The 25,113-nt window shown below is 65.1% G+C and carries 28 protein-coding genes and 2 pseudogenes; 15 read left to right on the top strand and 15 right to left on the bottom strand.

The window, feature by feature from the left end; all coding sequences use genetic code 11:
• Positions 1-36 precede the first annotated feature (36 nt).
• From IT882_RS06770 to IT882_RS06780, 3 genes are all read right to left on the bottom strand, one after another.
• On the bottom strand, positions 37-1,017 hold the full coding sequence (locus IT882_RS06770) for a DUF2332 domain-containing protein (protein WP_229382356.1): 981 nt from the start codon (positions 1,015-1,017) through the stop codon (positions 37-39).
• 172 nt (positions 1,018-1,189) lie between these two features.
• Positions 1,190-1,438: a hypothetical protein gene (locus IT882_RS06775; RefSeq protein ID WP_418887785.1), complete on the bottom strand. Its 249-nt coding sequence runs from the start codon at positions 1,436-1,438 to the stop codon at positions 1,190-1,192.
• A 68-nt stretch (positions 1,439-1,506) separates the two neighbouring features.
• Positions 1,507-2,703 carry an exonuclease domain-containing protein gene (locus IT882_RS06780; RefSeq protein WP_195694168.1) on the bottom strand — a complete coding sequence of 399 codons (1,197 nt, stop codon included), beginning with the start codon at positions 2,701-2,703 and terminating at the stop codon, positions 1,507-1,509.
• Between the two features lie 207 nt (positions 2,704-2,910).
• Here IT882_RS06780 and IT882_RS17320 point away from each other — a divergent pair.
• The 4 genes and pseudogenes from IT882_RS17320 to IT882_RS06795 form a co-directional block, all read left to right on the top strand.
• Positions 2,911-3,090 (top strand): annotated as a pseudogene (locus tag IT882_RS17320) (helix-turn-helix domain-containing protein); the annotation flags it as partial.
• A gap of 228 nt (positions 3,091-3,318) precedes the next feature.
• Entirely contained in the window at positions 3,319-3,498 is a 180-nt protein-coding gene (locus IT882_RS16425) for a hypothetical protein (RefSeq protein WP_229382357.1), read from the top strand.
• Positions 3,495-4,031 (top strand): DUF6036 family nucleotidyltransferase, encoded by a 537-nt coding sequence (locus tag IT882_RS06790; protein WP_195693701.1) that lies wholly within the window; start codon positions 3,495-3,497, stop codon positions 4,029-4,031. Before IT882_RS16425 ends, IT882_RS06790 begins: the two co-directional genes overlap by 4 nt.
• A 114-nt stretch (positions 4,032-4,145) precedes the next feature.
• Complete coding sequence (locus tag IT882_RS06795; protein ID WP_195693702.1) at positions 4,146-4,898, top strand: YqjF family protein; 753 nt, start codon at positions 4,146-4,148, stop codon at positions 4,896-4,898.
• 44 nt (positions 4,899-4,942) lie between these two features.
• On the opposite strand, the gene IT882_RS06800 is transcribed toward IT882_RS06795, so the two are convergent.
• Positions 4,943-6,529: a DUF222 domain-containing protein gene (locus IT882_RS06800; protein ID WP_195693703.1), complete on the bottom strand. Its 1,587-nt coding sequence runs from the start codon at positions 6,527-6,529 to the stop codon at positions 4,943-4,945.
• Between the two features lie 277 nt (positions 6,530-6,806).
• Between IT882_RS06800 and IT882_RS06805 the strand changes: the two genes are divergently transcribed.
• Genes IT882_RS06805 through IT882_RS06815 form a run of 3 tightly spaced genes read left to right on the top strand, consistent with a single transcriptional unit; the run spans position 6,807 to position 8,149 of the window.
• Positions 6,807-7,568 carry a hypothetical protein gene (locus IT882_RS06805; RefSeq protein ID WP_195693704.1) on the top strand — a complete coding sequence of 254 codons (762 nt, stop codon included), beginning with the start codon at positions 6,807-6,809 and terminating at the stop codon, positions 7,566-7,568.
• A 60-nt stretch (positions 7,569-7,628) separates the two neighbouring features.
• Positions 7,629-7,892 carry a type II toxin-antitoxin system Phd/YefM family antitoxin gene (locus IT882_RS06810; protein WP_195693705.1) on the top strand — a complete coding sequence of 88 codons (264 nt, stop codon included), beginning with the start codon at positions 7,629-7,631 and terminating at the stop codon, positions 7,890-7,892.
• A complete protein-coding gene (locus tag IT882_RS06815) occupies positions 7,889-8,149 on the top strand; it encodes a type II toxin-antitoxin system RelE family toxin (RefSeq protein ID WP_195693706.1) in 261 nt (86 codons plus the stop codon). The genes IT882_RS06810 and IT882_RS06815 overlap by 4 nt, the downstream gene beginning before the upstream one ends.
• Before the next feature lie 8 nt (positions 8,150-8,157).
• Here IT882_RS06815 and IT882_RS06820 read toward each other — a convergent pair whose 3' ends face one another.
• Together IT882_RS06820 and IT882_RS06825 are read right to left on the bottom strand one after the other, a co-directional pair.
• Positions 8,158-8,526, bottom strand: coding sequence for a type II toxin-antitoxin system PemK/MazF family toxin (locus tag IT882_RS06820; RefSeq protein WP_229382358.1), 369 nt, complete (start codon positions 8,524-8,526; stop codon positions 8,158-8,160).
• Positions 8,523-8,744, bottom strand: a complete 222-nt coding sequence (locus tag IT882_RS06825; RefSeq protein WP_229382359.1) for a ribbon-helix-helix domain-containing protein — start codon at positions 8,742-8,744, stop codon at positions 8,523-8,525. The genes IT882_RS06820 and IT882_RS06825 overlap by 4 nt, the downstream gene beginning before the upstream one ends.
• A gap of 118 nt (positions 8,745-8,862) precedes the next feature.
• Between IT882_RS06825 and IT882_RS17325 the strand changes: the two genes are divergently transcribed.
• Both IT882_RS17325 and IT882_RS06830 read left to right on the top strand, forming a co-directional pair.
• Complete coding sequence (locus tag IT882_RS17325; protein WP_418887776.1) at positions 8,863-8,961, top strand: FitA-like ribbon-helix-helix domain-containing protein; 99 nt, start codon at positions 8,863-8,865, stop codon at positions 8,959-8,961.
• A gap of 75 nt (positions 8,962-9,036) precedes the next feature.
• Entirely contained in the window at positions 9,037-9,621 is a 585-nt protein-coding gene (locus IT882_RS06830) for a hypothetical protein (protein WP_195693707.1), read from the top strand.
• Positions 9,622-9,634: 13 nt separating this feature from the next.
• Here IT882_RS06830 and IT882_RS06835 read toward each other — a convergent pair whose 3' ends face one another.
• The gene (locus tag IT882_RS06835; protein ID WP_229382213.1) at positions 9,635-10,531 is read right to left on the bottom strand and encodes an integrase core domain-containing protein; all 897 of its coding nucleotides are present in this window, start codon (positions 10,529-10,531) and stop codon (positions 9,635-9,637) included.
• Positions 10,532-10,581: 50 nt separating this feature from the next.
• On the bottom strand, positions 10,582-10,899 hold the full coding sequence (locus tag IT882_RS06840) for a helix-turn-helix domain-containing protein (protein WP_195692783.1): 318 nt from the start codon (positions 10,897-10,899) through the stop codon (positions 10,582-10,584).
• Positions 10,900-11,007: 108 nt separating this feature from the next.
• On the opposite strand from IT882_RS06840, the gene IT882_RS06845 reads away from it, so the two are divergent.
• Complete coding sequence (locus tag IT882_RS06845; RefSeq protein ID WP_195693708.1) at positions 11,008-11,664, top strand: HNH endonuclease; 657 nt, start codon at positions 11,008-11,010, stop codon at positions 11,662-11,664.
• Positions 11,665-11,677: 13 nt separating this feature from the next.
• Here IT882_RS06845 and IT882_RS06850 read toward each other — a convergent pair whose 3' ends face one another.
• From IT882_RS06850 to IT882_RS06875, 7 genes and pseudogenes are all read right to left on the bottom strand, one after another.
• The gene (locus IT882_RS06850) at positions 11,678-11,974 is read right to left on the bottom strand and encodes a restriction endonuclease (protein WP_195693709.1); all 297 of its coding nucleotides are present in this window, start codon (positions 11,972-11,974) and stop codon (positions 11,678-11,680) included.
• A gap of 46 nt (positions 11,975-12,020) precedes the next feature.
• Positions 12,021-13,427 carry an IS1380 family transposase gene (locus IT882_RS06855; protein ID WP_135950160.1) on the bottom strand — a complete coding sequence of 469 codons (1,407 nt, stop codon included), beginning with the start codon at positions 13,425-13,427 and terminating at the stop codon, positions 12,021-12,023.
• 59 nt (positions 13,428-13,486) lie between these two features.
• Positions 13,487-13,984 (bottom strand): restriction endonuclease, encoded by a 498-nt coding sequence (locus IT882_RS06860; protein ID WP_229382360.1) that lies wholly within the window; start codon positions 13,982-13,984, stop codon positions 13,487-13,489.
• Positions 13,985-14,215 (bottom strand): annotated as a pseudogene (locus IT882_RS17330) (winged helix-turn-helix domain-containing protein); the annotation flags it as partial.
• 433 nt (positions 14,216-14,648) lie between these two features.
• Positions 14,649-15,257: a DUF2510 domain-containing protein gene (locus IT882_RS06865; protein ID WP_195693711.1), complete on the bottom strand. Its 609-nt coding sequence runs from the start codon at positions 15,255-15,257 to the stop codon at positions 14,649-14,651.
• Between the two features lie 9 nt (positions 15,258-15,266).
• On the bottom strand, positions 15,267-16,358 hold the full coding sequence (locus IT882_RS06870; RefSeq protein WP_195694173.1) for a type I restriction endonuclease: 1,092 nt from the start codon (positions 16,356-16,358) through the stop codon (positions 15,267-15,269).
• Between the two features lie 38 nt (positions 16,359-16,396).
• Positions 16,397-17,290 carry an IS5 family transposase gene (locus IT882_RS06875; RefSeq protein ID WP_195693712.1) on the bottom strand — a complete coding sequence of 298 codons (894 nt, stop codon included), beginning with the start codon at positions 17,288-17,290 and terminating at the stop codon, positions 16,397-16,399.
• Positions 17,291-17,679: 389 nt separating this feature from the next.
• Between IT882_RS06875 and IT882_RS06880 the strand changes: the two genes are divergently transcribed.
• The 5 genes from IT882_RS06880 to IT882_RS16435 all read left to right on the top strand — a co-directional run bounded on the left by IT882_RS06880 (position 17,680) and on the right by IT882_RS16435 (position 25,105).
• Positions 17,680-18,669 (top strand): hypothetical protein, encoded by a 990-nt coding sequence (locus IT882_RS06880; RefSeq protein WP_195693713.1) that lies wholly within the window; start codon positions 17,680-17,682, stop codon positions 18,667-18,669.
• 142 nt (positions 18,670-18,811) lie between these two features.
• A complete protein-coding gene (locus tag IT882_RS06885) occupies positions 18,812-20,779 on the top strand; it encodes a type I restriction-modification system subunit M (protein ID WP_195693714.1) in 1,968 nt (655 codons plus the stop codon).
• Complete coding sequence (locus IT882_RS06890; RefSeq protein WP_195693715.1) at positions 20,776-22,005, top strand: restriction endonuclease subunit S; 1,230 nt, start codon at positions 20,776-20,778, stop codon at positions 22,003-22,005. The genes IT882_RS06885 and IT882_RS06890 overlap by 4 nt, the downstream gene beginning before the upstream one ends.
• On the top strand, positions 22,002-23,327 hold the full coding sequence (locus IT882_RS16430; protein WP_229382361.1) for a type I restriction endonuclease: 1,326 nt from the start codon (positions 22,002-22,004) through the stop codon (positions 23,325-23,327). Before IT882_RS06890 ends, IT882_RS16430 begins: the two co-directional genes overlap by 4 nt.
• On the top strand, positions 23,324-25,105 hold the full coding sequence (locus tag IT882_RS16435; protein ID WP_229382362.1) for a type I restriction enzyme subunit R domain-containing protein: 1,782 nt from the start codon (positions 23,324-23,326) through the stop codon (positions 25,103-25,105). The genes IT882_RS16430 and IT882_RS16435 overlap by 4 nt, the downstream gene beginning before the upstream one ends.
• Positions 25,106-25,113: the final 8 nt, after the last annotated feature.

Genomic DNA, 25,113 nt, shown 5'->3' on the forward strand with positions numbered 1-25,113 from the left:
CCGGCCGATACGAGCAGAGCCGCGTGGGTTGCTTCCTTAGCGGGGCTGCAGTCGCTCAAAGCTCTGGCCGTGCGGGCCGACGAGCGCAACCGGGCGTCCGTCGCGCGCGAGAATTGTTCGCCCTCGAATCTCCGCAGAGACCTGCTCGGAGATGAACGGCAGAACGCCAGCACCTTCGTTACTGATCCACGTGACGTTGTGCATCGACTGCATCAGTTCGGCGAATTCTGCACGGCGTTCCTCGGCCAGGTAGACGAGGACGGCGCTGTGAAACACCACAACGTGAGCCTCGGCTGGTGCTTGCTCCACGAGCGCCGGAACCCGGTCGACGATATCGCCGGCCACAAGAAGCGGCGGGTCGTCTGCGACGAGGCCGGCGGCGGCGTGGAGGCGGTGCCGCCGCTCCGTATGCTCGGGCCAGATGAGCGTTTCGAGCCAGGCGAGCTGGTCGGGACGGGAGACGTCGATCGGGTTCAGATCAACGCCCGCGCGCCACACGACCTCGGGGATACGGGAGGGGACGCTGGCTGGGTCGATCCTGCACGGCAGCTCGACCGGGCTCGGGCCCGTCGCGGGGTCAAGCCTGACCGCATCCGTCGTGCCGTCCACGGTGTAGCGGTAGCTGTAACGATCGGGGTAGAGCACGAGACCGCCAGCAGCGCCGGCCTCAATGAGCGCGAGCGGTCCATCCAACTCTGCGAGCAGCGGGAGCAGCACCGCGCACCGGGCGGCCTCATTGGTCTGGGTGGACCGGGCCATGATCACGGGGACCACGGCCGTCCAATGCGACACGAGCCAGTCGCGGAACTCCGCGTACCCTCGCACGGGGGCGCCGATGAATCGGGCAGCCGCAAACACGAGGTTCGGCTGCCTCTTGATCCCAGGTAGGGCAGCGATCAGGCCGAGCACGACGGGGTCTTCTGAGATCCCGATCGCCCAGTCGAAATAGATCTCCGACACCCCGGCAGCTTCCAGCTTGGCGAACCGGCGATAGCCCTCGGCCAGGGATTGCGTCACATTCGCGACGATAGCGTCGCCTCGTTTCCCGCTCAAACCGGCGGATGCCAGCATCGGCACCGTCTGCTGGCGTCAGCCCCCGACGCGACGGCTGAAGCCCCACGACGACAGTCGGACAGTGGCGACGGACACCCAAGAGTGATCGTTTGTCACCCAGGGCGCAGCGACGCCTCTATGCGTCGACGGGAGCGGTGAACGTCACAGGCTTTCCCGTCGCTCGTGCGTACGCGATCTCCCGACTCGTGGACTCGCCGATGTAGCCGCCCGGGTTGACGACCAGAACACGGTCAGCCAGATCAATCTTGCGCAGGTGGAGCGCGTCCAGCACGTTCTTCTGCTCGTCGCTGACGGGCTCGCCTGATTCTCCCGGTGCGACCACGATGATCCCCGCGAAAGTCAGCTCGCGGTTCACAGCACGCATTTCGTCCACGAATCGCGCGGACCCACAGATGCAGACAATTTCGGGTCGATCGAGCACGGCTCAGTGTCTCATCCCTCCAGAGTCGAGATCAGCCACTCCTCGCCGACGATCGGGATGCCGTAGTCACGGGCCTTGCGTGCTTTGCCCGAGAGCGAATCGGGGTCGGCGGCGACAACGAGGCTGACTTTCTTCGTGACTGCCGGCTTCGGAACGTACCCGAGCTCGCGCAGGCGAGCCTCCCAATCCGACCGGGGCCTGGTCATTTCGCCCGTCAGCACGATCTCATCGCCTGACTGGAGCGCAAACCCTGACACCGTTTGAGAGAGTTGCTCCGCACCAGCCGCACGCCACGGCGAGTCATCGGCGAGCGTGTAGTCGACGACATCCGGGGCGATCTCGAGCAACTCGCCAACGGCCTGGATGTCAGTTCTCTCCGCCTCAGTGACGATGCCGTCAGCCCACGCGAGGCGGACCAGGGCGAGGAAGTAGTCGTGGTGGAGTTTCTCGACGGTGGAGCGCCCGATTCCATAGCGGCCAGCGAGGTCGACCAGAGCATTCTTCTCGTGCTCGGAGAGGTAGCGGTCGAGCAGGCAGCGTTCCATGAGCGCGAGATACTCAGCCTGCTCGTGGGTCTCGGATACGTCGGGAATGCGGTCGATAATCCGCTCGAGAAATCCCGGGGAGTAGGGTGCGACGCCTTCGCGGGCGAGCCACGGCATCCGTTGGCCCTCGTACGGCACGAGAGCCGGCGCTGACAACAGCAGGTCGTCCCAGTCGCTGCGCCGACTGCTGGCAATGAAGGCGCCGAGCAGTTGCGCTGTCGCGTAGGCATCGACGCTCGCGCGGTGTGCGCCGCTGAGTTCGATGTCGAAGGCGGCGCAGCAGTCGACCAGGCGGCATCCTCCGTCGAGCATCGTCCGTGCGGCGCGCATGGTGCACAGGCGCGCGTAAGGAGCGCCGGGCCAATATCCGAGGCGGTTCAGTTCGCCGTCGAGAAAACGGATGTCGAACGAGGCGTTGTGCGCGACGATGACCCGCCCCGAGAGTAAGTCGATGAGGTCGCTGGCGATACCGCCGAACGGGGGAGCAGACAGCACCTCGCGAGCCGTCACGCCGTGGATGTCTTGCCTACCCAGATCACGTCCGGGATTGATGATGGTCTCCCACCGGCCCGTGATCGTGCCGTCGGGGTCGGAATGAACGACCGCGAGTTCAACGGCGCGATCGTGCTTTTCGGGCCAGAGCCCCGTTGTCTCGAAGTCGATCGTCGCGTAGCCGCGAGTCTGCTGACTCGCCCCCCCAGGTAGTCATAGGCGGCAGGTTAGCCATTTCCTGCGACAGTCGCGACGTGGGCACGCCGTGACTATCTGGGGTGGTCGAACTTCTCTCCATCCGTGCGTGCGTAGGGGAGCCGCACCGCGGCCACCGGTGATAATGCTGTGAAAACAAACTATTAGTCGTAGAATCGTCACATGTATCCGGTCGCGTCACCGCAGCAGTTCGGTGAGATTCTGCGTGCAGAGCGCCTGCGCCGTCAGCTCGACCAGCGCGATGTCGCGGTCGCCGCAGGCGTAAGCGTTCAGGCTGTCAGACGCTTAGAGCGTGGCGAAGGTAGTTCGCTCGCTACGGCTTGGGCTGTTGGTGCTGCCATGGGGGTGGAGTTTTGCGTTGCGGGTGTGGCGTCGCCGGGAGTTTCTGCGCCGCCTCGGCAGCGGGTCTCGTCGCCGCTGCGACAGCGTGAGAGCGACGTATCCAGGTCGAGGGCGCTGTCTCGTGAGCTTCACCGTGCAGTCGCACGAAAGCTGCGGGATGCGCCCGAACGTGTGCGTTCACGCGCCCTGCAGAACATCGCTACCATGCGACCCACTACGCGAAGCGCGATGGCCCAGCAGTGGCTCGACGAGTGGGAGCGCATGCTCGCCGCGCCGACGGGAGAGCTCATCGAGTTCATGCTGGCGACGGGTGAGCGTGCCGATGATCTGCGTCAGATGACACCGTTCGCGGGGGTTCTCTCGGAGGACGAGCGGCGCGAGATTGTCCGACGGGCGGCTGCAGCGTGAGGCGGGAGCAACTGGAGCACGCGATTCGCGCGGCAACGACGATCGTCCAGCAGTCCGAGATCATCGTCATCGGGTCGCAGGCGATTCTCGGTTCGTGGGATGAGGATGAACTTCCCGCTGAGGCAGTGATGTCGGTCGAGGTCGACATGTGCCCGCTGGTAGATGACGATGCGGAGTCCCTCGCGACCGAGATCGATGCGGTCGCGGGGGAGATGTCAACGTTCCACGAGACTCACGGGTTCTACATTCAGGGCGTAGGTCGAAGGACGGCCAGACTGCCGCTCGGCTGGGAGACCCGGCTGGTGACGGTGACAGGCGAGAACACGGCCGGCGCGGTGGGACTTTGCCTCGATCCGCACGATCTTTGTGCTGCCAAGCTCATCGCTTATCGCGACAAGGATCGCATCTTCGTTGCCGCCCTGCTGGATGCGTCGCTTGTGGATTCCGCGCTGATCGCCGAGCGGCTCACGTGGGTTCCGGATGAGACCCAGCGCGCCGCGACGGCGCGTGCGTGGCTCACGCCGTGGTTATGAACGGAAGAGACTTCTCTGAGTTCCGAATGATGTCGTTGCTCGCCGGGGCATGACCTGAGCACGGCGCTCCGCTAATCGCCTCTTCCGCCGTCTCCGCAGCGGGAGAATAGGGTCATGGTCTCGTCGAGCCACCCTCGGCCGTTGCCGGGTCGAGCGATCATCGCCCAACGCTGGTCGCGGGCCGTCTTTCTGCACTGGCGGGTGGATGCCGCCCGGCTCGCGCCGCTCCTGCCGCCCGGGGTGCGCCCCGACGTGTTCGACGGCTCGGGCTGGGTGGCGCTCGTTCCGTTCGTCCTCTCGCGGTTGCAGTTCTTGCCCGCCCCGCCGGTTCCGTTTCTCGGGACCTTCAACGAGATCAACGTCCGCACCTACGGCGTCGACGATGAGGGTCGCCGCGGGGTGGTGTTTCTGACCCTCGAGGCCGAGCACCTCATCCCCGTGCTCACCGCCAACGCGCTGTTCGGGCTGCCCTACCGGTGGGCCAGTATTGGCCACCGCCTGGATGCCGAGGACGCCGCGACCGTCGAGTATCGCTCCCGGCGCCGCCGGCCCGACGGTGCCGCGCGCGGCCCGGGAACGCGGCTGCGCGTGCGGGTTAGCGACGAGGTGGTGGATGACGAACTCTCGCGATTCCTCACCGCTCGCTGGGGCTTTCACGAGAGCCATCTCGGTCAGACGATCTGGGCCGCCAACACCCACGAACCCTGGCCGTTGCGGCGAGCGGAGTTGCTCGGCATCCGTGATGGTCTTCTCGCCGACCGCGGGTTCGAGGATCTCGCGGAGCGCCGACCCGATTCGGTGCTGGCGATGCCGATGGACCACCCTGGGTTCGTCACACAGTTCGCGGCTCCCGTGCGCGTGCGCTGAGAGTTGCCGGTCGAGCGGACTCATCCTTCCGGGGTCGTGACTGATCATCCCGCCAGCTGACGCTGTTGGGCCGGTGGGGCGTTCTCACGCCAGGGCGGTCGGTCGGGTGGCGGCGGTGGATCCCACGCCCAGGCCCACGGCGCCTTCGTTCGCAACACGCGCGGAACCGCAGGTTCGCCGCGCGCCCCCAAATGTCCCAGGGGTGGAACCAGAACGAACGCCCTATGGCCGTCGCGAACGATCTTCCATCCGTTGTTATGGAGTTGCATGTGGTGAAAACGGCAGAGCAGCACGCCGCGGTCAATGTCGGTTCGGCCGCTCTCGGTGGCGACATGGTCGATGTGGTGAGCTTCGCAGTACGACGCAGGCATGGGGCATCCTTCGGCGATGCATCCGCCGTCGCGAACGGCCAAAGCGATCCGCTGTTTCGGGGTGAACAGGCGCTGTTCGTGTCCGACGTCGAGGGGGTTGCCGCCGGAGTCGGTGGTGATGGTCACGGTTCCGTTCATGCAGATGTTCCGGTCGACCACAGACCCGGGGAGCGCGTCCCCGCCGTCTTCGGCGTGGCCGGTCTTGATGAGTCGGCCGATCGGATCCCGTGGCCCGTCAGCATCGCCGACCATGACGATCCGCACCCCGGGCTGGCGTGCCCCGAACACATCGGTGGCGTTCGCGAGTGCGCCGGCGCGGATGAGGTCGACGAACAGGTCGTATTCGAGCTGTTCGTTGCTGCGGGGGTCGTCGGAGAGTTCCTTCGCTGCGGCGCGGTCGGCATCCGAGATGAACCGGGGTCCGCCGCGCCGGGGGCGGAGCGCTGCGGCGAAGGTCGACCGCAACCACAGCGCCATCTCGTCGTCGAAGACGATGTGGCCGTGGTGTTGTCCGTGTTGGTCGATCCACGTCCGCAACGACCGCTTCTCGTACCGCGCCTGGAACCGGTTCTCGGCGCCGACGGGGTCGAGAATGTCCCGCAACTGCCGGGCCCGGGCGCGCAGCTCCTCAACGGATGCCCCCGCCACCGCCTCATCGACGAGAGTCTCAGCGGCAACCGACCACGCGAGAGCTGCCGACGCCGGGTCGACACCGTCAGCCTCGGGCTCACCCAGACCACCGCGGATCGCATCGTGCTGGGCGGTGGTCAACCGACCCGCCCACAGTGCTGACTGCAGCGGCGCGTGCCAGGGCGTGCGCCGGGTGGCCCCAGCCTCAGTCTCGAGGCCGTCAGCGCCGGTGGCATCGGCCCCCGCATCCGTGCCGTTTCCGCAGTCACCACCCGCATCCGACGCCGCACCATCCAGCAGCGACTGCCCGACCCGAACCTGCCGCAGCGCGTCCGCCCGCGTGCCGCCCGTGATCGACTGCACCAGAGCGACCGGCGACGCGTGCCCCTGGGTTGCGGCGAGCCCGGAATGCCCGTTCTCACGCTTCGATCGCTGGGCGGCGACACCCGCGACCACGGACTGCAACCGCTCGGCATCGTTTGCGATGCCCGTGACCTCCCGCAGCACCTCCAGCACCGACGCGTCACTGAGCGCGGCAGCGCCTTGCGGAAGGCCCGACGGCTCGACATCCAGCTCAGCGAAAACCGCGAGGCGGTCAAGCCGCTCGCGCATCGCCGTGAGGATGTTCATACGCTCACTCTCTCACCGACCTCCGACATTCACCCGGCCCCCGAAGCGAACCGAAAACACCCTGTGGACAGGTCATTTCCCCACCAGCCTGGGGAGGAAGCGACGTCATCCGGACACCCGACCTAAGCTCGTCACGGGACCCACATTGGTGGCAACCGGCCCGAGGAGGAGTGGCATAGCGACACACCACAACCCGCGCGCCCAGCCGCCCCTCGACACCCGGCACACCCCGCGCGCCCAGTCGCCCACCGACACCCCGCCCACCGACCCCCCACCCGTGCCGCGCGCTGATCTCGCCGTCGCGGCTGCTGCCGTCATCCTCGCCGCGGTCGCCCTCGTCGCCTCGAGCCTGCAGCCCGGCTTCGCGCCCCTCATCACGCTGACCCTCACCCCGCCGGGAATCGCACCAACCGAGAACGACAGCGGGATGCTCATCGTCGTCACTCCGACGCCCGTCGTGTTGCCCGGCATCCGGATGGGCGCAGCGATCGCGACACTCCTGCTGTTCGTCGCCGCCATGCGCCTGCTTCTGCTCGTCCCCGCCGTCCGCAGGCGTCACGCCACGGATGCCGCAGCGGATCGCCACACCTGGCGCTGGATCGAGTACTCGCAGCTGGCCGGTGTCGGCACCTTTCTCGTCGCGCAGCTCAACGGCATCACCGAGGTCACGAGTCTCGTCCCGATCTACGCGCTGGGCGCGGCCGGCGCGCTCTTCCTCATCGTCCACGACCACCGCGCCGCGACCGGCCGCTTCGGCGGTCCCGCCTTCGCCCTCGGATCCGCGGTCGCCATCGTGCCGTGGGGTGTCATCGCGTTCGCGCAGATCACGACCCTCATCGCGGGCGTCGAGATCGCGGCATCCGTTCGCGTCGTGACGTTGCTGGCGCTGGTGGCCTCGGCATCCGTGTGGGTCGTGACCGGATGGCGTGCCCGCCGCGATCCCGAGCGAACAGACGGATGCCGCACCGACGCGCTCCTCGGAGCCGTGCTGCCCCTGGCACCTGCCGGCCTCGTGCTCTCGACCCTCTGGGTCGGCTGAGTGATGACATCCACAGAGTGAAACTGTGTACACGGTGGCGCTAAGTGCTACAATGTCCGCATGGAATCCGTCACGACTGAAATCTCGACGCGTGAGCTGCGCAGTCAGCTTTCTGACGTGCTCGGACGCGCAATGTACGCGGGCGAGCGCATTGGTGTAACCCGCAACGGCAAGCTCGCGGCTGTGGTCGTGAGCGTGGCCGATCTGGAGGCTCTCGAAGCGTTCGAGATGGCCCAGGATGTTGCGGCCTACCGGCAGGCCAAGGCCGAGGATGACGGCACCCGCGTGACCCTCGATGAGTTGCGTGCCGACCTCGCGTCGTGAGCTACCGCGTAGAACTGACCACGGCGGCAGCACGTCAGATCAAGAAGCTCCCGCGGCCGGCACGCGATCGGATCCTTGATGCAGTTGCGAATCTGACTGGCGATCCCCGGCCCCGCGGGGCGAAGAAGCTCGCCGGGGAAGAAACCGCCTGGCGGATTCGTGTCGGCGACTACCGGGTGATCTATGACGTGTTCGACAGTGAGCTGGTGGTCACGGTCGTTCGCGCCGGCCACCGCCGCGAGGTCTACGACCGATAGCGAGTCCGTCACAACGACAGGTGAAGCCGCAGGGCGTCATCGAGAGCGCCGAGCGATTCAGCCGTGATGCGTCCGGTGACGCGGCTCACGCGCGAAATCGACACTGCGCGCACCTGTTCTGCCTGGGCTTTGCTGGGCTGGGGGAGTCCCGACTGTTCCGGCGAGAGAAGCACCTGAAACGGATGCACGGTCGAGATATTCGAGGTCACTGGCACGACCGTGATCACCCCGTGGCCGGTGCGCGCGGCGCTGAGGTTTGCCGTCGCGTTGCTCACAACGATGGCCGGGCGAGTTCGCGCGGCTTCGGATCCGACGGCTGGATCGAGATCGACCAGCACGACGTGACCGCGTCGCAACGCGCGCACAGGGTCTGTCACGGCCGCGCAAGTCCGTCGCCGGATGCCGCATCCCACGCGTCGTCCCCAGGTTCGGCGAAGGCATCGGCGTAGGCATCCGCGAGTCGTTCTTCGCGCAGCGCCCGCACGGCGTCTTGCACCGCAGCGGACCGACTGGAGTAGACGCCAGTTCGAGTCTGGGCGTCGAGGAACGCGAGGTCATCGGTGCTGAGGCTGAGGCTGACTTTCACGTGCACCATTCTTCGATGCTACCGAAGTAGCAAGATCGCGGGTGGGATGAACTGGGGATGGCTGACAACAAGAACGCGGCAGGGGGAGTGCATGCAGAATGCAGGCATCCGTGCCTACCCTGCTGCCATGCCGGTGAACATCACGATTCGCAACGTCCCCGATGAGGTGCGCGACGAGCTCGCTGCCCGCGCGGCGCGGTCGGGTAGACACGAGGGGCGCCGGTGACAACGGATGCCGACAGCGCGGCATCCGGATGCCGCGGCGGGGTGCAAGACCTCGCCACATCGCTACGATCTGGCGATGGCTGACAACAAGCAGACCAAGACGGTCGGCGAGCACCTCGTCGCATCCGCCCTTGCCCGCCGCGGGTGGGCGCCGGCGCTCACGCGTGACGGACTCGAACGCACCGATATTCTCGCGGTCGCGACCCACGATCCCGAGCGGCGCATGGTCGAGATCCAGGTCAAGACGGCGACGGGCAGGGACTGGTCGCACATCAACTGGCTGCTAGGCGCGAAGGCGCAGTCGCCGAGTCGCGGTCAGACCGAGTACTTCGTGCTTGTCGCCGTGCCGAACGATGTGTCACTCACCCCGCGGACATTCGTCGTCCCGCGGAGCCACATCGCCGCAGCCGCGTGGATCCAACACATGGCGTGGCTGACGGATCCGAGTGTGCCGACGGGCACGCGCAACGCGCCGGTGAGCCTGGCGCGTGTCTACATCGACGTCTTCGAACGGTACGAGGACCGGTGGGACCTGCTGATGGTGGATCAGGATTCCTCACCCGTGCTGTTGCCGCCAAAGTTCCGAGACCTCGCGGCACTCGATAGGGTCGGGCTTCCGCTCGAGCACTCCTGGCGCAACGGGCTACCGGAGTGGTCATAGACCCTGTCCCGCGTCAAGTATTTGGCAGGATTTCTTCTCTTTCGAAGTTGGGGATGGTGGGGTCGGCAAGGCCCAGGTGCACGTCCATCGGCCGGTTCCAGGCGATCGCCTCGTGAGGACGGATCTCGTTGTATTCGATCCGGTAGTCCTCAGCGCGTTCGACGAGCGTCATCGCGTCGGGGATCTCGTCGAGGAACAGCCGCTCGTACTTCAGCGTCCCGAACCCGCGTTCGCGTGACCCGTTCTGCCCGGGCGATTTCACCCGAGTGCGGACGTGCCGCAGCTCGGGGTGACGCAAGATGAACAACTCGAAGTTCATCGACCGGAACGGGCCACCATTGTCAGTCACGAGGGTCACGACCGGCAGCAGCTCGCCGGTCTCCGGGTCGACCTGACACTGATCAACGAGGGGGTGCCCGAACATGCGCTCGTAGTCGGTCAGGGCGAGCTCGACGGCGGCGATCGCGTCATGCTGGTTCGCCGTGGGCGAGGTATGGAAGGGGTGCTCGACCTTGGAGAACCAATCCCGGCACCCCGCGATCCGCCACGTCCCACCCTGGGTGGTCTCGAACTCGCTGAAGTCCAGCTGCCACACCTGGTTCGGGCCCGTCGGGTTCCTCGCGAACGCCGCCTTACGGTCTCTCGCGAGCTCACGGCGCTGCTTCTGATACTCCGACGGCAGGATCAGCCCGTCATCGCGCAGCAGGCGCAGCACGGTCGCCTGCGACACCCGGTGCCCGTCGTGGCGGGTCATCGCCCAGATCTTCCGATGACCCCACGCCGGATGCGCCAGCGCGTGCTTGGTCGCGAGCGGCCTGGCCGCGTCCCGCGCGGGCTGCGGCCACGGACCCTTCGGCGGGCGATCCGCTCTCGCTTTGGCCTGCCAGCGGCGATACGAACGCTCGGGCACGCCCGTCAGCTTGCAGAACCTCGACGTCGGCATGCCCGCCTCCAAACGGATCACCTCGAGGTCCTCGAAGGGCCCAGCCGGCCCTCCGCGCTCTTCTTCCACACCCGGATCTCGACCGCCGCCTCACCGAGGGCCTGCGTCAACTCCGCGACCTCATCCTCGAGCTGCTGCTCCCGGGTCGAGGGTTTGGACTTGCCCGCCTCGATGCCGGCCTTGCCGCCCTCGAGGAACTGGCGCTTCCAGTTCCCGATCGCTTGCTCGGACACCTTCTCGCGGCGGGCGGCTTCGGCGATCGTGATCTCGCCTTGCAACACGGACAACACGATGCGGAGCTTCTTCTCTACCGGGATCGTCGGGGGACGACTCATGCTTCAGACCTCTCAGCTGGGGCGTTGCATCAGCAACTAACTACCCCTGCCAAACATTCTGACGCGCGACAACCCAACCCAGCCCCTGTATCTCGCTATGGTGTGCCCGTGACCCTGATCGACTCTGTCAGCGACGATGCTGTCGACCTCTACGCCGACATCCTCGAAGACGTTGCACACCTTCTCGCCAAGAAGGATGTCGAAGACGCGCGAGCATCGCTGGCCCCGATAGCCGGCGAGCAATGGGCCGTCCGGGTGCCGACAACCCGCACCGTGACCGCCGGGACCAGAACGGCGGATGCGCGTCGGGTCTCGGCTCGTTCGCGCGCTGAAGCCCTGATCCGCGATCGGTTCCGATGCTCGCGATGCGGCGGTCGTGGCGTGCCGCGGTGCGTCCTCGTGGCGATCAGCGATGTGTTCCCCGAGGAGTTCCCATACGACCGCCACTATGGTCGTGGCCGCATCCATCCTGCCTACTGGCTGCTCGTGCTTGAAGCTGACCACACGCTCGCGTTCGCGAAGGGCGGCGCAGATGACGTCACCAACCTCACCGCGATGCACGCGCTCTGCAACACGCAGAAGGCTGATGCTCTCCTCGACGAGCTATCCCTTCGCAACCCGCTTCCCGAGCGCCCCGGCTGGGACGGCCTGCTGACCGCATACCCGGGGATCGTGCAGGCGGGGGAGGAAGTCGGCTCCCGGCACGCTTCGCCGAGATACCACGTCGACTGGATGCGGCGTTTCGGGCTTTCGCCTGTCGGCTAGTCCGTTTGTTGGCTCACTCGAAGAAGTCCTCGTCGATCTCAACGATGTTGACGGTCTGCCGCACCTGCACGCCGACGCCGAAGCGAATCATCAGTGTCGCCAATCGCTCGCCATCGATCAGGATGATGCGCGTCGGTATCGATCCCGCGAACTCGCGCGCACCCGAGCTGAATCTTCCGGTGGTGATAAAGACCCCGCTGGAGGCCTTACCGCTTAGCCTCGATCCACCGATGAGCCGTGGGTGTGCCGGGGCGGCATGATCGGGGCGCGGTGACGCGTCGAGGGCAGGGTTGAGTTCCGGGCGTCGCATCCCGGTCGTCCACTTGGTCCTCGGTCGTGCCGCGTTGCGGCGATGGTCAGGTGGTCACCGTTGGCGGTGGCGCGTGCGTGGCTGTGAAGAGCCGGTCGAACGCGGTCTGCCATGGCCAGGCCTCGGGCAGGTGCAGCGTGATTCGGCGCGCGGAGCGCGCCAGCCGTGCGGGGACGTGGATCAGGGTGCGGCGGATCGTCGCGGTCGTTGCTCTCGCGAGCCGTCCCGCTCGGTCGGCGACGAGACCGGCAGCGCGGGTGAGGTTGAATGCGATCACGGCGATGACGAGCCAGGCGCTGTTCGCGGTGAACACCCCGGAGGGCAGGTGCGCGAGCGGCCCCGCTTTGAGGTCGGCGTGGACCTGCTCGATGATCGCGTGACCGCGGTGGGTCTTGTCCGCGGCCACCGTGTCCATCACCTCCTTCGCTGTGGTGGTGAAGAACGCGTGATGCCGGTAGACGTCGAACAGGGTCGGCTGCTCCACCTGTCTCGGGTTCAGATCGGGGATGCGCCGCACCACCAACCGTCCGGCGACCTGTTCCGCCTTCTTCCTCGAGCGGAACGCGGTGAACGGGACCTCGGCGACCTCGGCTTTGGAGATCAGCTGCCCGGTGGTCTCGTCACGGATCGCGTCGGTGTACTCGATCATCTCCCACGCATCATCCGGGATGGTCGCGATCGCGGCCTTCACCGCCGGGTCCATCCTCACGGTCACCGACACGTCGGCGCCCGCCTTGATCGCGGTGCCGACGGTCGCGTGTCCGTAGAACGCGGAGTCCGCCCGCAGCAACGGCCTGGCCCCGGTCGCGGCGCGGGTGCGGCGCAGGGTGGCGAGAGCATCGCCGACGATCCGCGCGGCCCCCTTCGGGGACCCGGTCTTCCCCTGCCGCAACCGCTGGGCCAGGATCACCGGCGCCGACGAGGTGGTCGATGCCGTGGCGAGGAGGGCGTTCAGCCCCCGGACGCCGGAGTACCCGAAACCGGCGCCCTGCTTCTGGTATCCGTGGACCTCGATGATGGTGTCGTCCAGATCCACCATCACCCGCTCGCCATCGCCTGCTCGGAGCAGCGGCGCGTCGACAGCGAGATTCGCGAACACCCGGGAGGCGACGGCGTCGAGCTGGCGGACGTGTCCGAACCGGAACTCCCGCAGGAACGACCCGAGCGTCGACGGCGCATACGTCCGGTCGAACAACCGGCCCATTCCGCCATGGCGGAGCAGGTTCATGTCGTCGATCGAGTCCGCCCCGGCGAGCATGCCCGCGACCAGTGCCATCACCTTCGCACCCGCGTTGGCGCCCTTATCCGTCGGGACGCTCAACCGCTCACGCGCGAGCTCGTCCAACCCCGCGGAACGCGCCAGGCGGAGCATCGGCACCAGCCCCGCGGCCGACACGAGATTCGGATCATCGAACACCGCAGACACTGCGGCGGGGGCGTGCTTGAATTGCATCTACGAGATGCCTCTCCGACCAGACGAACAGAACCCTAAGCAAGCTCTATTCTTCCTGATCAGAGGGGCATTTCTACGTCACGACGCTCGCTCAACGCCCCGTCCATCGGTGGATCGAGGCTTAGCGCGCCGACGAACCCCTGGATCTCCGGCCGCTGCACGGGCGTGTCGAGCGAGTATCGCTTCGCCTGCACGTAGACGCGGTTGAGCCCGAGCGTGTCCTGATCGATCACCCCGTCGATTCCGCCATCATTCGTCATCGGTGTCACGCGTGCTTGGCCGTCCGCGCCCCCATACCCCATCGCTACAAGCAGATCGACAACCGTCTGTTCAAAGAACGAGGGTGACTTTGCGTGAAGGCGCGTCAGCAGCTCGCTCGCGACGTCCGCGTGGATCTGTTTAATCCCCTTGTCAATGAGTTCGGCTGGGTCAAGAGCGTCATCGTCGTCGACGTTCGACAGTTCAACTGTCGTCGCAGCGACAACGCGAGTACGGCGGTACCCAGTGACGGCCTCTACATCAGCCCTTGAGACGCCTGGCCGTTCAGCAAGGAGCACGCGGCCAGCATCCGTGATGAGATACCGCCCACGTTCCGGTCGGGTCAATGCACCGGATCGTGCCAGGTGAGAGATCGCCCATCCGACTCGATTCGCGTACATCGGCTGTCCCGTTGTGAGAACAATCGATTTCTCCTCGGGCGACAAGCCGACTTCGGACGCAGCAGCTTCGGTGATCTCGCGTCGATCCCGTGTGGCGCCATCAGACATGACTCGGAGGGCGGGCCCCATAAACTCGTGCCACTTCGGGATCGTCACGCTCGGACCTCCATCGTTACGGCGTACGTCGCATCACACGCTATCGGCTGGGCTTCGACGCGTCCGCGGCGGAGTCTTGCGCTGCACATTCCATCGGCCTAGAACGCGACGTAGTTGCCGTTGTCGTAGATGTAGAACGTCTGTGCCGTCTCCGGCACCCGGTAGGCGGTGTAGCCGGTGAACGATGAGCCGGGGTATACAGTCGGCGCGTCGCTCATTGAAGCCATCCCGTCACCCAGAATGATGTACTCGCTCGAATAGCGGTTGCCCTCGTCGGTGGCCAGAAAGAGGTCGAACTAGGCAAGGGCGGGCTCTATGCCGTCGGGGTCGAGCCCTGTCATCGTGAGTTCGACGACCACCCACTTGTATCCGCTGGGGGCCTCCGTGTTGTAGGCGCTCCAGTCGCTTACGAGACTGTTGGCGTTGGCGTCCACGATCCGGGCTGTGAGGGCGTACTTCTCCCTCCAAACAGTCCCATTGCTGTGTACGGCTGGGGGTAAGGGTTCGCGACGCTGCCGAGTTCTGCGCCCTCATCCTGCGGTGGCGCGGTCGATACCTCCGACTCTGATGACGAGGTTGGAGACGGCGTCGCCGAGTCTGAGGTCGGCGACTGATCGTCATCTGCCACGACGATCGGTGGGTTGGCCAAGAATGCGGTGAAGCTAACAGTTGCCACGGCGCTCGAGAGGAAAGCGAGTGCGCCGAGCACAAGGCCCGTGATGGCCATGCCTTTGCTCTGCTTGCGTACGGTCGCCACGATTCCGAAGGCGATCGCAGCGGCGCCGAAGACGAGGCCGACCCACGGGGCAAGCCCAGTGAGAAAGGCGACGATCCCGGTGATCAGAGCGGTCAGCGCGAAGCCGATGGGCTTGCCCCCGCCGGGATTCGTGCCGGATGCCGAGAGCGCGGGCGCGGGATGTGTTGGAGGGGTCGTCCACTGCTGACCGTCCCAGTACCCCTGGCTACCGTCTGGAAGGGGGTACCAGCCAGCAGGTGCGGGCGGTTGGTCCGTCATCTTGCCTCGCTATGCGTATCGCGTCACTGCTTCGCGGATCTCGCCCGCGTGCTCGTAGATCTCGTCGAGTGACTCGATCGGATGCCGTGTCTCATCCTTGTTCTCATCGAGAAGACCGAGGTACTTCTGTCGACCGTTGAAGTGGAGCCGAGCGAGGGGCTTCCGGTTGTTGTCGTCGAGCAGGACTGCGAAGTAGCTCTTGGCATCGCGATGGGTGATCCGCTGCGGCTTGACCTCGCCGCACGCGATTGCCTTGACGATTTGATAGCCCTCAAGCTCTTCGAGCGTTGTCTCGATCTCGGTATCGCGCGAGATGTCCTCTCGCGCAACGGGCTCACTCGCGATGGCAGCGGGATCCGCATCCGGCACGAAGTCGCTCGTGCGGCCGGCGCCGAGTGCCAGCTTGAGTCGGTCATTGATTCGCTCGTTCAGGAACTGCGCGGATGCCTTCATCACGATCCCCGTGAACTGCTCGCGCACCTTCGCAGTGAACATGCCTTCATAAACGCGCTGCGTGAAGAACTTGACCCACTCGTCCGACGGATCGCGGAACTGGGCCGCAATTTCGCGCTTGAGCGCGCCGACGTACTTGAGCTCCTCTGCGGCGCTGATGATCGAGTCGAGATCGAAGCTGTCTTTGCTGAGTTTCTTGATCTCAGGGATGAGCGTGTCGTCGACGTCACTGAGATCGAGGACGAGGAAGGGCTTCTCGTCCATCCGGTTCGGGGCGTCGAGGTCGGTGTAGAACTGCCACACCACCCCGTTGGTGAGGGCAGCGATGCGGGCGTTCGTCGTGGCGAAGTAGCGGAAGAGCTGCGATGCGTGCTCGATGCGCAGGTCGCCTTTAGAGACTTTGCACTCGATGAGGATCTGCACCTCACCGTTGCGCATGATGGCGTAGTCCACCTTCTCGCCGCGCTTCGTGCCGACATCGGCGACGAACTCCGGAACGACCTCGAGCGGGTCGAACACGTCGTATCCGAGGATCGTCGAGATGAAGGGCATCACGAACGCGTTCTTCGTGGCCTCCTCGGTCCCGATGGATCCGGCTTGGTTCTTCACCTTCGTGGCAAGCGCGGCGATGCGCTCATCGAACTCCATACGTGCCCCCAACAGTCACCTTCGACGTGACGGTGAGCCTAGGCCGTGTTGATCAAGTCTGATTTGATCCAGATCAGCGTGGCGGCGAGGCTGACGGCGGCGCGGTAGGTGCGGACGAGCTTGTCGGAGCGCATCGCGATGCCACGCCACTGCTTGAGCCTGTTGAAGCAGCGTTCGACGACGTTGCGGCCCTTGTATCGCTCCTGCTGCTGGTCGCCGAAGTCGATCGGCCGGCCCGGCTTCTTGCGGCGGTGCGCGATCTGATCGTCACGCTCCGGGATGGTCGCGGCGATACCGCGGTCGCGCAGCCATGCCCGGTTCGCCTTCGATGGGTAGCCCTTATCGGCGAGTACCCGGTCGGGGCGGGTGCGGGGCCGGCCCTTCCCGTCGCGGGGCACGCGGATGTCCTCGAGCACGGCGGTCATCATCGTGGTGTCGTTGATGTTCCCGCCGGTGATCATCATCCCCAGCGGCCGGCCGCGACCGTCGCAGACCAGGTGCAGCTTGGTCGTGAGCCCGCCCCGGGAGCGGCCGATCCCGTGATCAGGCGGCTCGAACCACGGATTCTTGTGATTCGGCAGAGCCCCTGTGTCCCGGGCGAGGGTCGCGCCGTGCTGATGCACACGCGCGATCGTGGAGTCGATCGAGACGACCCAGTCGATCTTCCCGGCAGCGTCAGCCTGCTTCTGCACCTCGGCGAGCAGTCGCTCCCAGGTGCCGTCCTCGGCCCACCGGTTGAACCGCTTGTAGATCGAGTTCCACTTCCCGAACCGATCCGGCACGTCCCGCCACGGCGCCCCGGTCCGGTACTTCCACGCCATCCCCTCAACAGTGAGTCGGTGATCTGTCCACGGCCGCGACCTCCCGGTCGCCGTCGGCATCAACGGCTCCATCACGGCCCACACCTCGTCAGAGATCTCCTGTCGCGTCACCGTTCAAGACTTGCCCACCGAGGAACGAAACCTCTTGATCAACACGGCCTAGCGCGAGGATCGACTGGCGCGGAAGGGTAGGTAGACCTATCGCATACTGGCTGGGTGCGTCATCATGCGGGTGTGACGATCGTTCATGCGATTAAGGTACTCAGCGCCCCCGCGCCGGTACACGCGACAAGTGATTACCCCCTGACACATCGCGTCGAGGCGCTGCAGCGGCAGCTCGTGCACGAAAACCCGGGAATGCCCTTCAAAACTCCGTTGACGCCCGCGCAGGGACTGAATGGAGTTCTTACTATTCGGCCCATTCAAGCGCTACTGGAGCTCTCGCGTGCGACCGGACTCCTGCGGGACCCGGCTGTTTCTGCGCTGACTCGGGGTGGTCGGTGCTTCGATACCTTGGCGTATTCGGACGTGTGCCAGCGTCGGGCCACCTTTGTCTTGATGGCGAGGCGCTCCTCTTTATTGGAGCAAATCAGCGAAGGGTCCTGTCCGAGGAGATCGGCATTGGATTCGGCATCGTTGCAGCCAAGATGTGGGTTCGCGCGCGTAACCCGCAGGTTGGCCCGATTGCAGCGATCGACGTGGATCAAGCTCTTTACGACGAGGTCGTGCCCGCGCTCGAGCGCAATGGTCGTCGCCAGCCCGACTATTTGCTTGCTTTTCCAGACGAAAGCGACCCAAGCGTGCGGAACTTCGAGTTGCTGGAAACGAAAGGCACCGTCTCTAGTTCCAACGCTGAGCATCAGCTTGCCCGTGGGACCACACAGTTGGCTGGGCTCACAGTGGACGCCAACTTGCTTCCTGGAGTCGTGGTGTCCACGGTCTCGAACGCAGCGGGGATCCGCCTCATGGCAGTCGACCCCGAGGAACGGAAAGTCAGGTGGTCTCCGAGTGACGATTCGTTAAGGTCTGCACGACACGCTAGCCGTCGGCGGTCAAGACCGACCGACAAGATCGACGTGGCTGCCGATGAACTCTTCGCGAGTTCGACGAACGTTGAGATGGCGTCACTGGCCGAGTTCGGTGGCCTATCGGAATCCGCTCGATTGTGGCGTCCGCATCTCCTCGATTGGCGAGGGAGGAGAGCGGATTCCGCGACGGTCCGCGAGAACGATCTTGGGGCATTCATCGGGGAGGAAATGGTCCTTGAGGCGCCAGGCCTCGAACGTATCCGCGTTTTTCAGGGTGTGGCGCGCGATGTCGCGACCGCGTTGAAAGGCGACGACTATCGAGCCGTGGCGGAAACGCAGCGCCAGTTCGCAAGAATAGAGAAAGAGCGAGGCGACGCAGGGGGTGAGGATTTTCGCGCTGGCCAGCCCGTGGCGGAAGCTGTGTCGTCTGACGGGGCGTTGCTTCGGATCACGGTGCAATAGCGCGACTCCTGCGGCAACCTGATCAAGCGCCGGGAGCTCATCCGCGCCCCACGCCCGCTGAGAGCGATGGCGCGAAGTAGGCCACTCTGACCGAGTAGCGGCCCTCTAGAGTGAAGTTCGTAGTCGAGGGGGTCCCCGAACAGTGTCATCGCTGAACCACGCCACATTCATCTGGAACGCCGCCGATATCCTTCGCGGCACCTATAAGCAGCACGAGTATGGCGATGTCATCCTGCCGTTCACGGTGCTCTCTCGTCTCGACGCGGTGCTGGCGCCGACGAAGCAGGCCGTCCTCGCCGCTTGCGAAGGTCTTGGCCCCGACGACGAGCCGCCGCAGGCGATGCTCCGGGCGAAGGCGAAGCATCCGTACTCGTTCTGGAACCGCTCGCGCCACGATCTGAAGTCGCTGCAGGGCGATCCCGACAACCTCGAGAAGAACCTGCGCGACTACGTGCATGCGTTCTCGTCGAGCGTGCGCGACATCTTCGACAAGTACAAGTTCGAAGACACGATCGCCGACCTTGCCTCTCATGACCTGTTGCTGCAGATCCTGCAGCACTTCGCGAAGGCGAATCTGCACCCGGATGCCGTGAGCAACGAACAGATGGGCCACATTTTCGAGGAACTGATCCGCAAGTTCGCGGAAGCCTCGAACGAGACGGCCGGTGAGCACTTCACTCCTCGTGAGGTGATCGAGCTCATGGTGTCTCTTCTCGTGGAGAGCGACGACAGCCTCATGACGCCGGGTATCGTGCGCGAGGTCTACGACCCGACGGCGGGTACCGGTGGGATGCTGTCGGTCGCGGCCGACCGGATCCATGGCCACAACGCCAAGGCCCATGTGAACCTGCTCGGGCAAGAGATCAACCCAGCCTCGTATGCGATCTGCAAGGCCGACATGGTGGTCAAGGGCCAGCCCATCGACAACATCGTGCTGGGCAACACGCTCACCGATCCGGCGTTCGAGGGACGCACCTTCCACTACGGCCTGTCCAACCCGCCGTTCGGCGTGGACTGGAAGCAGTACCGCAAGCAGATCGAGACCGAACACACAGTCGCGGGCTATGCCGGCAGGTTCGGGCCGGGGCTGCCGCGCGTCTCGGACGGGTCGCTGCTCTTTCTCATGCACCTCATCTCGAAGCTGCGCGAGCCGAAGCCGGGTGAGGAGAATGCGGTAGCTGGTCGCGGCGCGATCGTGCTCAACGGTTCGCCGCTCTTCACCGGCGGCGCCGGCTCGGGGGAGTCGAACATCCGCAAGTGGATCCTCGAGTCCGACTACCTCGAAGCCATCGTCGGGCTGCCGACCGACATGTTCTACAACACCGGCATCGCGACCTATGTCTGGGTGCTCAACAAGGACAAGCCGGCGCACCGGCGCGGGCTCGTGCAGCTGATCGATGCGACCGGCATGTTCGAGAAGATGCGCAAGTCCATCGGCTCGAAGCGCCGCAAGCTCTCGGACGACCACATCCGCGAGATCACGAAGCTCTTTACCGACTTCACGGAGACCAAGCACTCCATGATCTTCCGCTCGACCGACTTCTTCTACCGCACCATCACGGTCGAACGCCCGCTCCGCCTCAACTACGCCATCACGCAGGTGCGTGTCGAGAAGGCTCTCGCGTCACGAGCGTTCGCCAAGACGGATGCCGCGCAGCTTGCGGCGCTTCGTGCAGCACTCGAAGGCGTGACCAGCGACGTCGTCTCGACCAACCGCGCCGAGTTCTCGCGTTCGCTTGCCCAGGCACTGACGGATGCCGGCGTTACTCTCTCACCCGCACAGCTCAAGGCCCTCGTCACAGAGCTGGGTGAGCCCGACGACGAGGGCGAACTGGTGACCTCCGCGGGTGGACCTGTGGCGGATGCCGGGCGCCGCGACACCGAGAACGTCCCGTGGCACGAAGACATCCATGACTACCTCGAACGCGAGGTCAAGCCCTTCGCGCCGGATGCCTGGATCGACGGGTCCAAGACGAAGGAAGGCGCCGAGATCCCGTTCACGCGCCACTTCTACGAGTACGTGCCGCCGCGTCCGCTCGAGGAGATCGACCGCGACCTGGATCAAGTCCTCGGGCGCATCCGTGTCCGGCTAGAAGCGGTCAAGGCGTGAGTAGCGCGACGAGTCCGCGTGAGACAGCGCCAGAAGGATGGCGACCAGCCAGATTGCGCGACGTCGTCTCGTTTCGGAACGGCGCCGACTTCGCGCATGTTGAGGCCGAGGAGCCCGGATACCCCGTCTATGGCTCAGGTGGGCGGTTTCGGTGGGCCAGTGCATGGCTTCATGACGGGCCATCGGTGCTCTTCGGCCGAAAGGGAACGATCGACAGGCCAATCTACGTCACTGGGCGCTTCTGGACCGTGGACACAATGTACTACACAGTGCCAAATCAGCGGCTGATCAGCCCGAAGTTTCTCTACTACTGGGCAACAAGACTCCCCTTCGACTACTACTCGACGGGAACGGCCCTACCGAGCATGACCCAGAGCGATCTCGGTAGCGAGCCCCTTCTTCTCCCGAGCATTGAGGTGCAGCAGCAGATCGCGGACTACCTCGACCACGAGACCGCCGAGATCGACGCCTTCATCGCCGATCTACGTCGACTGAGGGAACTTGAATCCGAGCGGATCAACGCCGAAGTTGATATCTCATTTCGGGCCTTCTCGGACCATCTGGTGCCGCTGAAGCGCCTGGGTCTCGCCCGGGAGTCTGGCGTTAGTGTCAATGGCGTCGCTTGGCCTGCTACGGGATCCGAACCCGGTGTGCTTCGGACAGGGTCAGTATCGAAGGGTTACTTTGACCCCGCGGAGAACAAGGCCGTACTTGAACCGGAGGAGCGCGAGCGGCTAGCCACTCCCGTCCTCGCGGACTCTCTCATCGTCAACCGTGCGAACACCCCCGATCTTGTTGGTCGGGGCGTCTATGTCCGTCACGCTCACCCGAATCTGTACCTCTCTGATCTTCTCTGGAGAGTTCAAGTTGGCGGGGGGTGTACGGAGTATGTAGGGGCTTGGATGGCTAGTCGCGCATACGCGGAGTCAATCGCACGCATTAGGGTCGGGGCCAGCGCAACCATGCAGAAGATTTCGTTCGAGAGCTTCTCGCGGATCGGCGTTCCTCTTCCGAATGAGCGAAGTCGCCGGGAAGTGGCGATCCGGGTGGACGAATTGAGGCGCGGCCGTGCTCGTTTCGAAGCTGACATTGACGCCGCGATCGCGCTGGCGAAGGAGCGGCGCGCGGCGCTCATCACCGCGGCTGTCACTGGCCAGATTGACGTCACGTCGCGGCAGAAGCCGGTGGTAGACAGTATTCAGACCGCCATCGAGGAGGCGCGATGAGCACGCTCTACGCCGAGACCGAGTTCCAGAAGCTGATCGTGAAACACCTTGCGGACCACGGTTGGGAAGTCGGCACGAGCGAGAGATACGACCGCGAGCGTGCGCTTTACCCCGACGATGTTCTGGCCTGGCTTGAGCTAGATGACGCGAAGAACCTGCGGAAGATCGTCACAGCCGATGGCGATGTTAGCGGTCGTGAGCGGATCCTCAAGCGCCTCGCAGACTCCCTCGCGGCCGACGAGCATCAAGGTGGCGGAACGCTCACGGTATTGCGCAAGGGGTTCGACGTCGTCGGTGCCAAGCGGTTCCGCATGGTGCAGCATCCGCCCGCTGACGACCGCAACCGCGCGATGCTCGACCTCTATCGGCGGAACATCCTGCGCGTCGTGCCCGAACTGCGTTACTCGACGAAGAAGGAAGACAGGCTCGACCTGGCTTTCTTCGTCAACGGCATCCCTGTCGCGACGGTGGAGATCAAGACAAACTTCGCTCAGAATCTCGCGGCGGCCACCACGCAGTACAAGCGTGATCGTCATCCGCAGGGAGAGCCGCTGCTGACCTCGGGTCGCGGCGCGCTCGTGCACTTTGCGCTCACGCAGGACGAGATCGCCATGACGACGCGGCTCGCGGGGGAGTCCACGTCGTTTCTGCCGTTCAACCGCGGCAACAACGGCGGTGCGGGTAACGCCCCGAACGGAGACAAGCCGCGCACGGCCTACTTCTGGGAAGACGTGCTCGACCGCGACGCGTGGCTCACGATCCTCACGAAGTTCGTCTACACCAACCATGAGAAGCAGAGCGACCCACTCACGGGCAAAGTGACGTACCGGTCGCAGATCCGCTTTCCACGGTTCCATCAGTGGCGGGCTGTCACGGCGCTTACCGCGGCAGCGCGGGCCGATGGTGCCGGGCATAGGTACCTCGTGCAGCACTCGGCCGGCTCGGGCAAGACAGACTCCATCGCGTGGACCGCGCACCGGCTCGCGTCACTCCATACCCTCGAGGGTGAGAAGGTGTTCGACTCGGTGATTGTGATCGCCGACCGACAGGTGCTCGATCGACAGTTACAAGACGCCGTCGACCAGCTCGTCACTGCGACCGGCACCTTCCAGGCCATTACGAGAGGGTCCGAAGGATCCAAGACGGCGCAGCTCACCGAAGCGCTGGCCGCAGGTATCCCGATCATCGGCGTGACCCTGCAGACGTTCCCGCATGCACTCAAGCAGATTCGTGAGACGGGCGGTGCGCTAGCTGGGAAGCGGTTCGCCGTCATCGCGGATGAGGCCCACTCCTCACAGGCGGGGCGGCAGCCTCAGCGTTGAAAGATCTGCTGTACCTCGGCGAGAACGTGACCATCGACGAAGACGAACCCGGCGCCGACCAGGACGCGCTCGTCGCGATGGCTGCCCACGCCGACGACGAGCACCGCATCAGCTTCTTCGCGTTCACGGCGACCCCGAAGACGAAGACCCTGGAGCTGTTCGGCACGCCCGGACCCGACGGCAAGCCACAGCCGTTCGATCTCTACTCGATGAAGCAGGCGATCGAAGAGGGCTTCATCCTCGACGTGCTTCGCAACTACACGACTTACGAGATGGCCGCGCGCATCGCGAAACGCGCGATGGATGGGTCGGAGTCTGACGACGAAGAGGTCGACGTGCGGAAGGGGACGCGTGCGCTCATCGGGCTCGTCGAGTTGCATCCGACCAATATTGCGTCGAAGGTGTCGGAGATCATCACCCACTTCCGAGAAGTGGTGCAGCCGCAGCTCGGCGGTCGGGCGAAGGCGATGATCGTCACTTCTTCACGCGCGGCGGCGGTGAAGTACGCGCGGGCCTTCGAGAAGCTTGCTCGCGAGCGGGGGCTCCCGCTCACAGCGCTCGTGGCGTTTTCGGGGGAGGTTCCCGATCCTGACGTTGTTGCGCTCCCTGGCCTCGAGCAGCCGACGGTGACCGAGGCATCCATGAACCCGTCACTCAAGGGTCGTGACCTCGCCGACGTGTTCGCGCAGCCCGACCACCACGTGCTCATCGTGGCCAACAAGTACCAGACCGGTTTTGACCAGCCTCTGCTCGTGGCGATGTACGTCGACAAGCAGCTCTCGGGGATTGCCGCGGTTCAGACGCTGTCGCGCCTGAACCGCACAATGCCGGGCAAGACCGAGACGTACGTGCTCGACTTCGTCAATGAGCCCGAGCTGATCAAGCAGGCGTTCCAGGAGTACTACGAAGAGGCGCGGGTCGAGACATCCTCTGATCCGGATCTCGTGGCGAACCAACTGAACAAGCTCGACGCCGTTGGGGTGTTCACCTGGGCCGAGGTCGATCGCGTCTGGGCGGACTGGACACGCGCCGACGCAAACCCGGGTACTGCACACAACGCGCTCTCGGCGCATCTCGATCCTGCAGTCGATCGTTTCGTCGCGCGCTGGCGGGACTCGATCGACGACGCCGAGGAGCGGGAGCGTCTGGTCGACTTCCGTTCGACACTCGCGCAGTACGTCACCTCGTACGCGTTCTTCTCCCAGATCCTTCACTTTGGCGACACGCGATACGAGAAGTTCTCGGTGTTTGCCGATCTGCTCGGTCGACGACTGCGCGCCGCTGTCGATGATGGCGGGAACGGCGAGGTCGTCGACGTGTCGGATGTCGTGCTCACCCACTACAAGCTCGAGAAACTGAAGCAGGAAGACCTCGCACTCGTAACGGGGGACGCTGAGGGGCTCCGGGGCCTCACCGAAGCTGGCATGGCGAAGCTCCGCGAGAAGGAGCGAGCCTCCACCGCCGAGCTGATCGAGAAGGTGAACAAGTACCTTGGGGACCTCGACGCGAAGGACGAGCACAAGGTCGGCGCGATCGAAGGTGTACTTCTGGAGGCTGTCGCGGACGCTGGGCTGGCCGAGCAGGCCAAGAACAACACGAAGGTCGACTTCTCGAACTCGCCCGCCCTGCAGGTCGTGCTCGAAGACGCGATCTGGTCGCACGAGACCGCCAGCGCCGAGGTGCTAGCAGCGATCCGCAAACTCGAACCCCGCCAGCTCGTCCAGCTCGCGCTCGACTTCGGGCTGTACGAGCGACTGCGAGAGCGCCGGACAGGTTAGCTTTTGCT

Source organism: Microbacterium schleiferi, assembly GCF_015565955.1.
Taxonomy (GTDB): Bacteria; Actinomycetota; Actinomycetes; order Actinomycetales; family Microbacteriaceae; genus Microbacterium; species Microbacterium schleiferi_A.

Excerpts from the sequence above, each read along its gene's own strand:
- IT882_RS06850 (WP_195693709.1), bottom strand. The coding sequence starts at position 11,974 with ATGCGACGCCCGGAACTCAACCCTGCCCTCGACGCGTCACCGCGCCCC.
- IT882_RS06870 (WP_195694173.1), bottom strand. The coding sequence starts at position 16,358 with ATGGAGTTCGATGAGCGCATCGCCGCGCTTGCCACGAAGGTGAAGAAC.
- IT882_RS06810 (WP_195693705.1), top strand. The coding sequence starts at position 7,629 with ATGGAATCCGTCACGACTGAAATCTCGACGCGTGAGCTGCGCAGTCAG.
- IT882_RS06825 (WP_229382359.1), bottom strand. The coding sequence starts at position 8,744 with ATGGTGCACGTGAAAGTCAGCCTCAGCCTCAGCACCGATGACCTCGCG.
- IT882_RS06855 (WP_135950160.1), bottom strand. The coding sequence starts at position 13,427 with ATGCAATTCAAGCACGCCCCCGCCGCAGTGTCTGCGGTGTTCGATGAT.
- IT882_RS06795 (WP_195693702.1), top strand. The coding sequence starts at position 4,146 with ATGGTCTCGTCGAGCCACCCTCGGCCGTTGCCGGGTCGAGCGATCATC.
- IT882_RS17325 (WP_418887776.1), top strand. The coding sequence starts at position 8,863 with ATGCCGGTGAACATCACGATTCGCAACGTCCCCGATGAGGTGCGCGAC.
- IT882_RS16425 (WP_229382357.1), top strand. The coding sequence starts at position 3,319 with ATGGCCCAGCAGTGGCTCGACGAGTGGGAGCGCATGCTCGCCGCGCCG.
- IT882_RS06800 (WP_195693703.1), bottom strand. The coding sequence starts at position 6,529 with ATGAACATCCTCACGGCGATGCGCGAGCGGCTTGACCGCCTCGCGGTT.
- IT882_RS06775 (WP_418887785.1), bottom strand. The coding sequence starts at position 1,438 with ATGCGTGCTGTGAACCGCGAGCTGACTTTCGCGGGGATCATCGTGGTC.
- IT882_RS06865 (WP_195693711.1), bottom strand. The coding sequence starts at position 15,257 with ATGACGGACCAACCGCCCGCACCTGCTGGCTGGTACCCCCTTCCAGAC.
- IT882_RS16430 (WP_229382361.1), top strand. The coding sequence starts at position 22,002 with ATGAGCACGCTCTACGCCGAGACCGAGTTCCAGAAGCTGATCGTGAAA.
- IT882_RS06830 (WP_195693707.1), top strand. The coding sequence starts at position 9,037 with ATGGCTGACAACAAGCAGACCAAGACGGTCGGCGAGCACCTCGTCGCA.
- IT882_RS06840 (WP_195692783.1), bottom strand. The coding sequence starts at position 10,899 with ATGAGTCGTCCCCCGACGATCCCGGTAGAGAAGAAGCTCCGCATCGTG.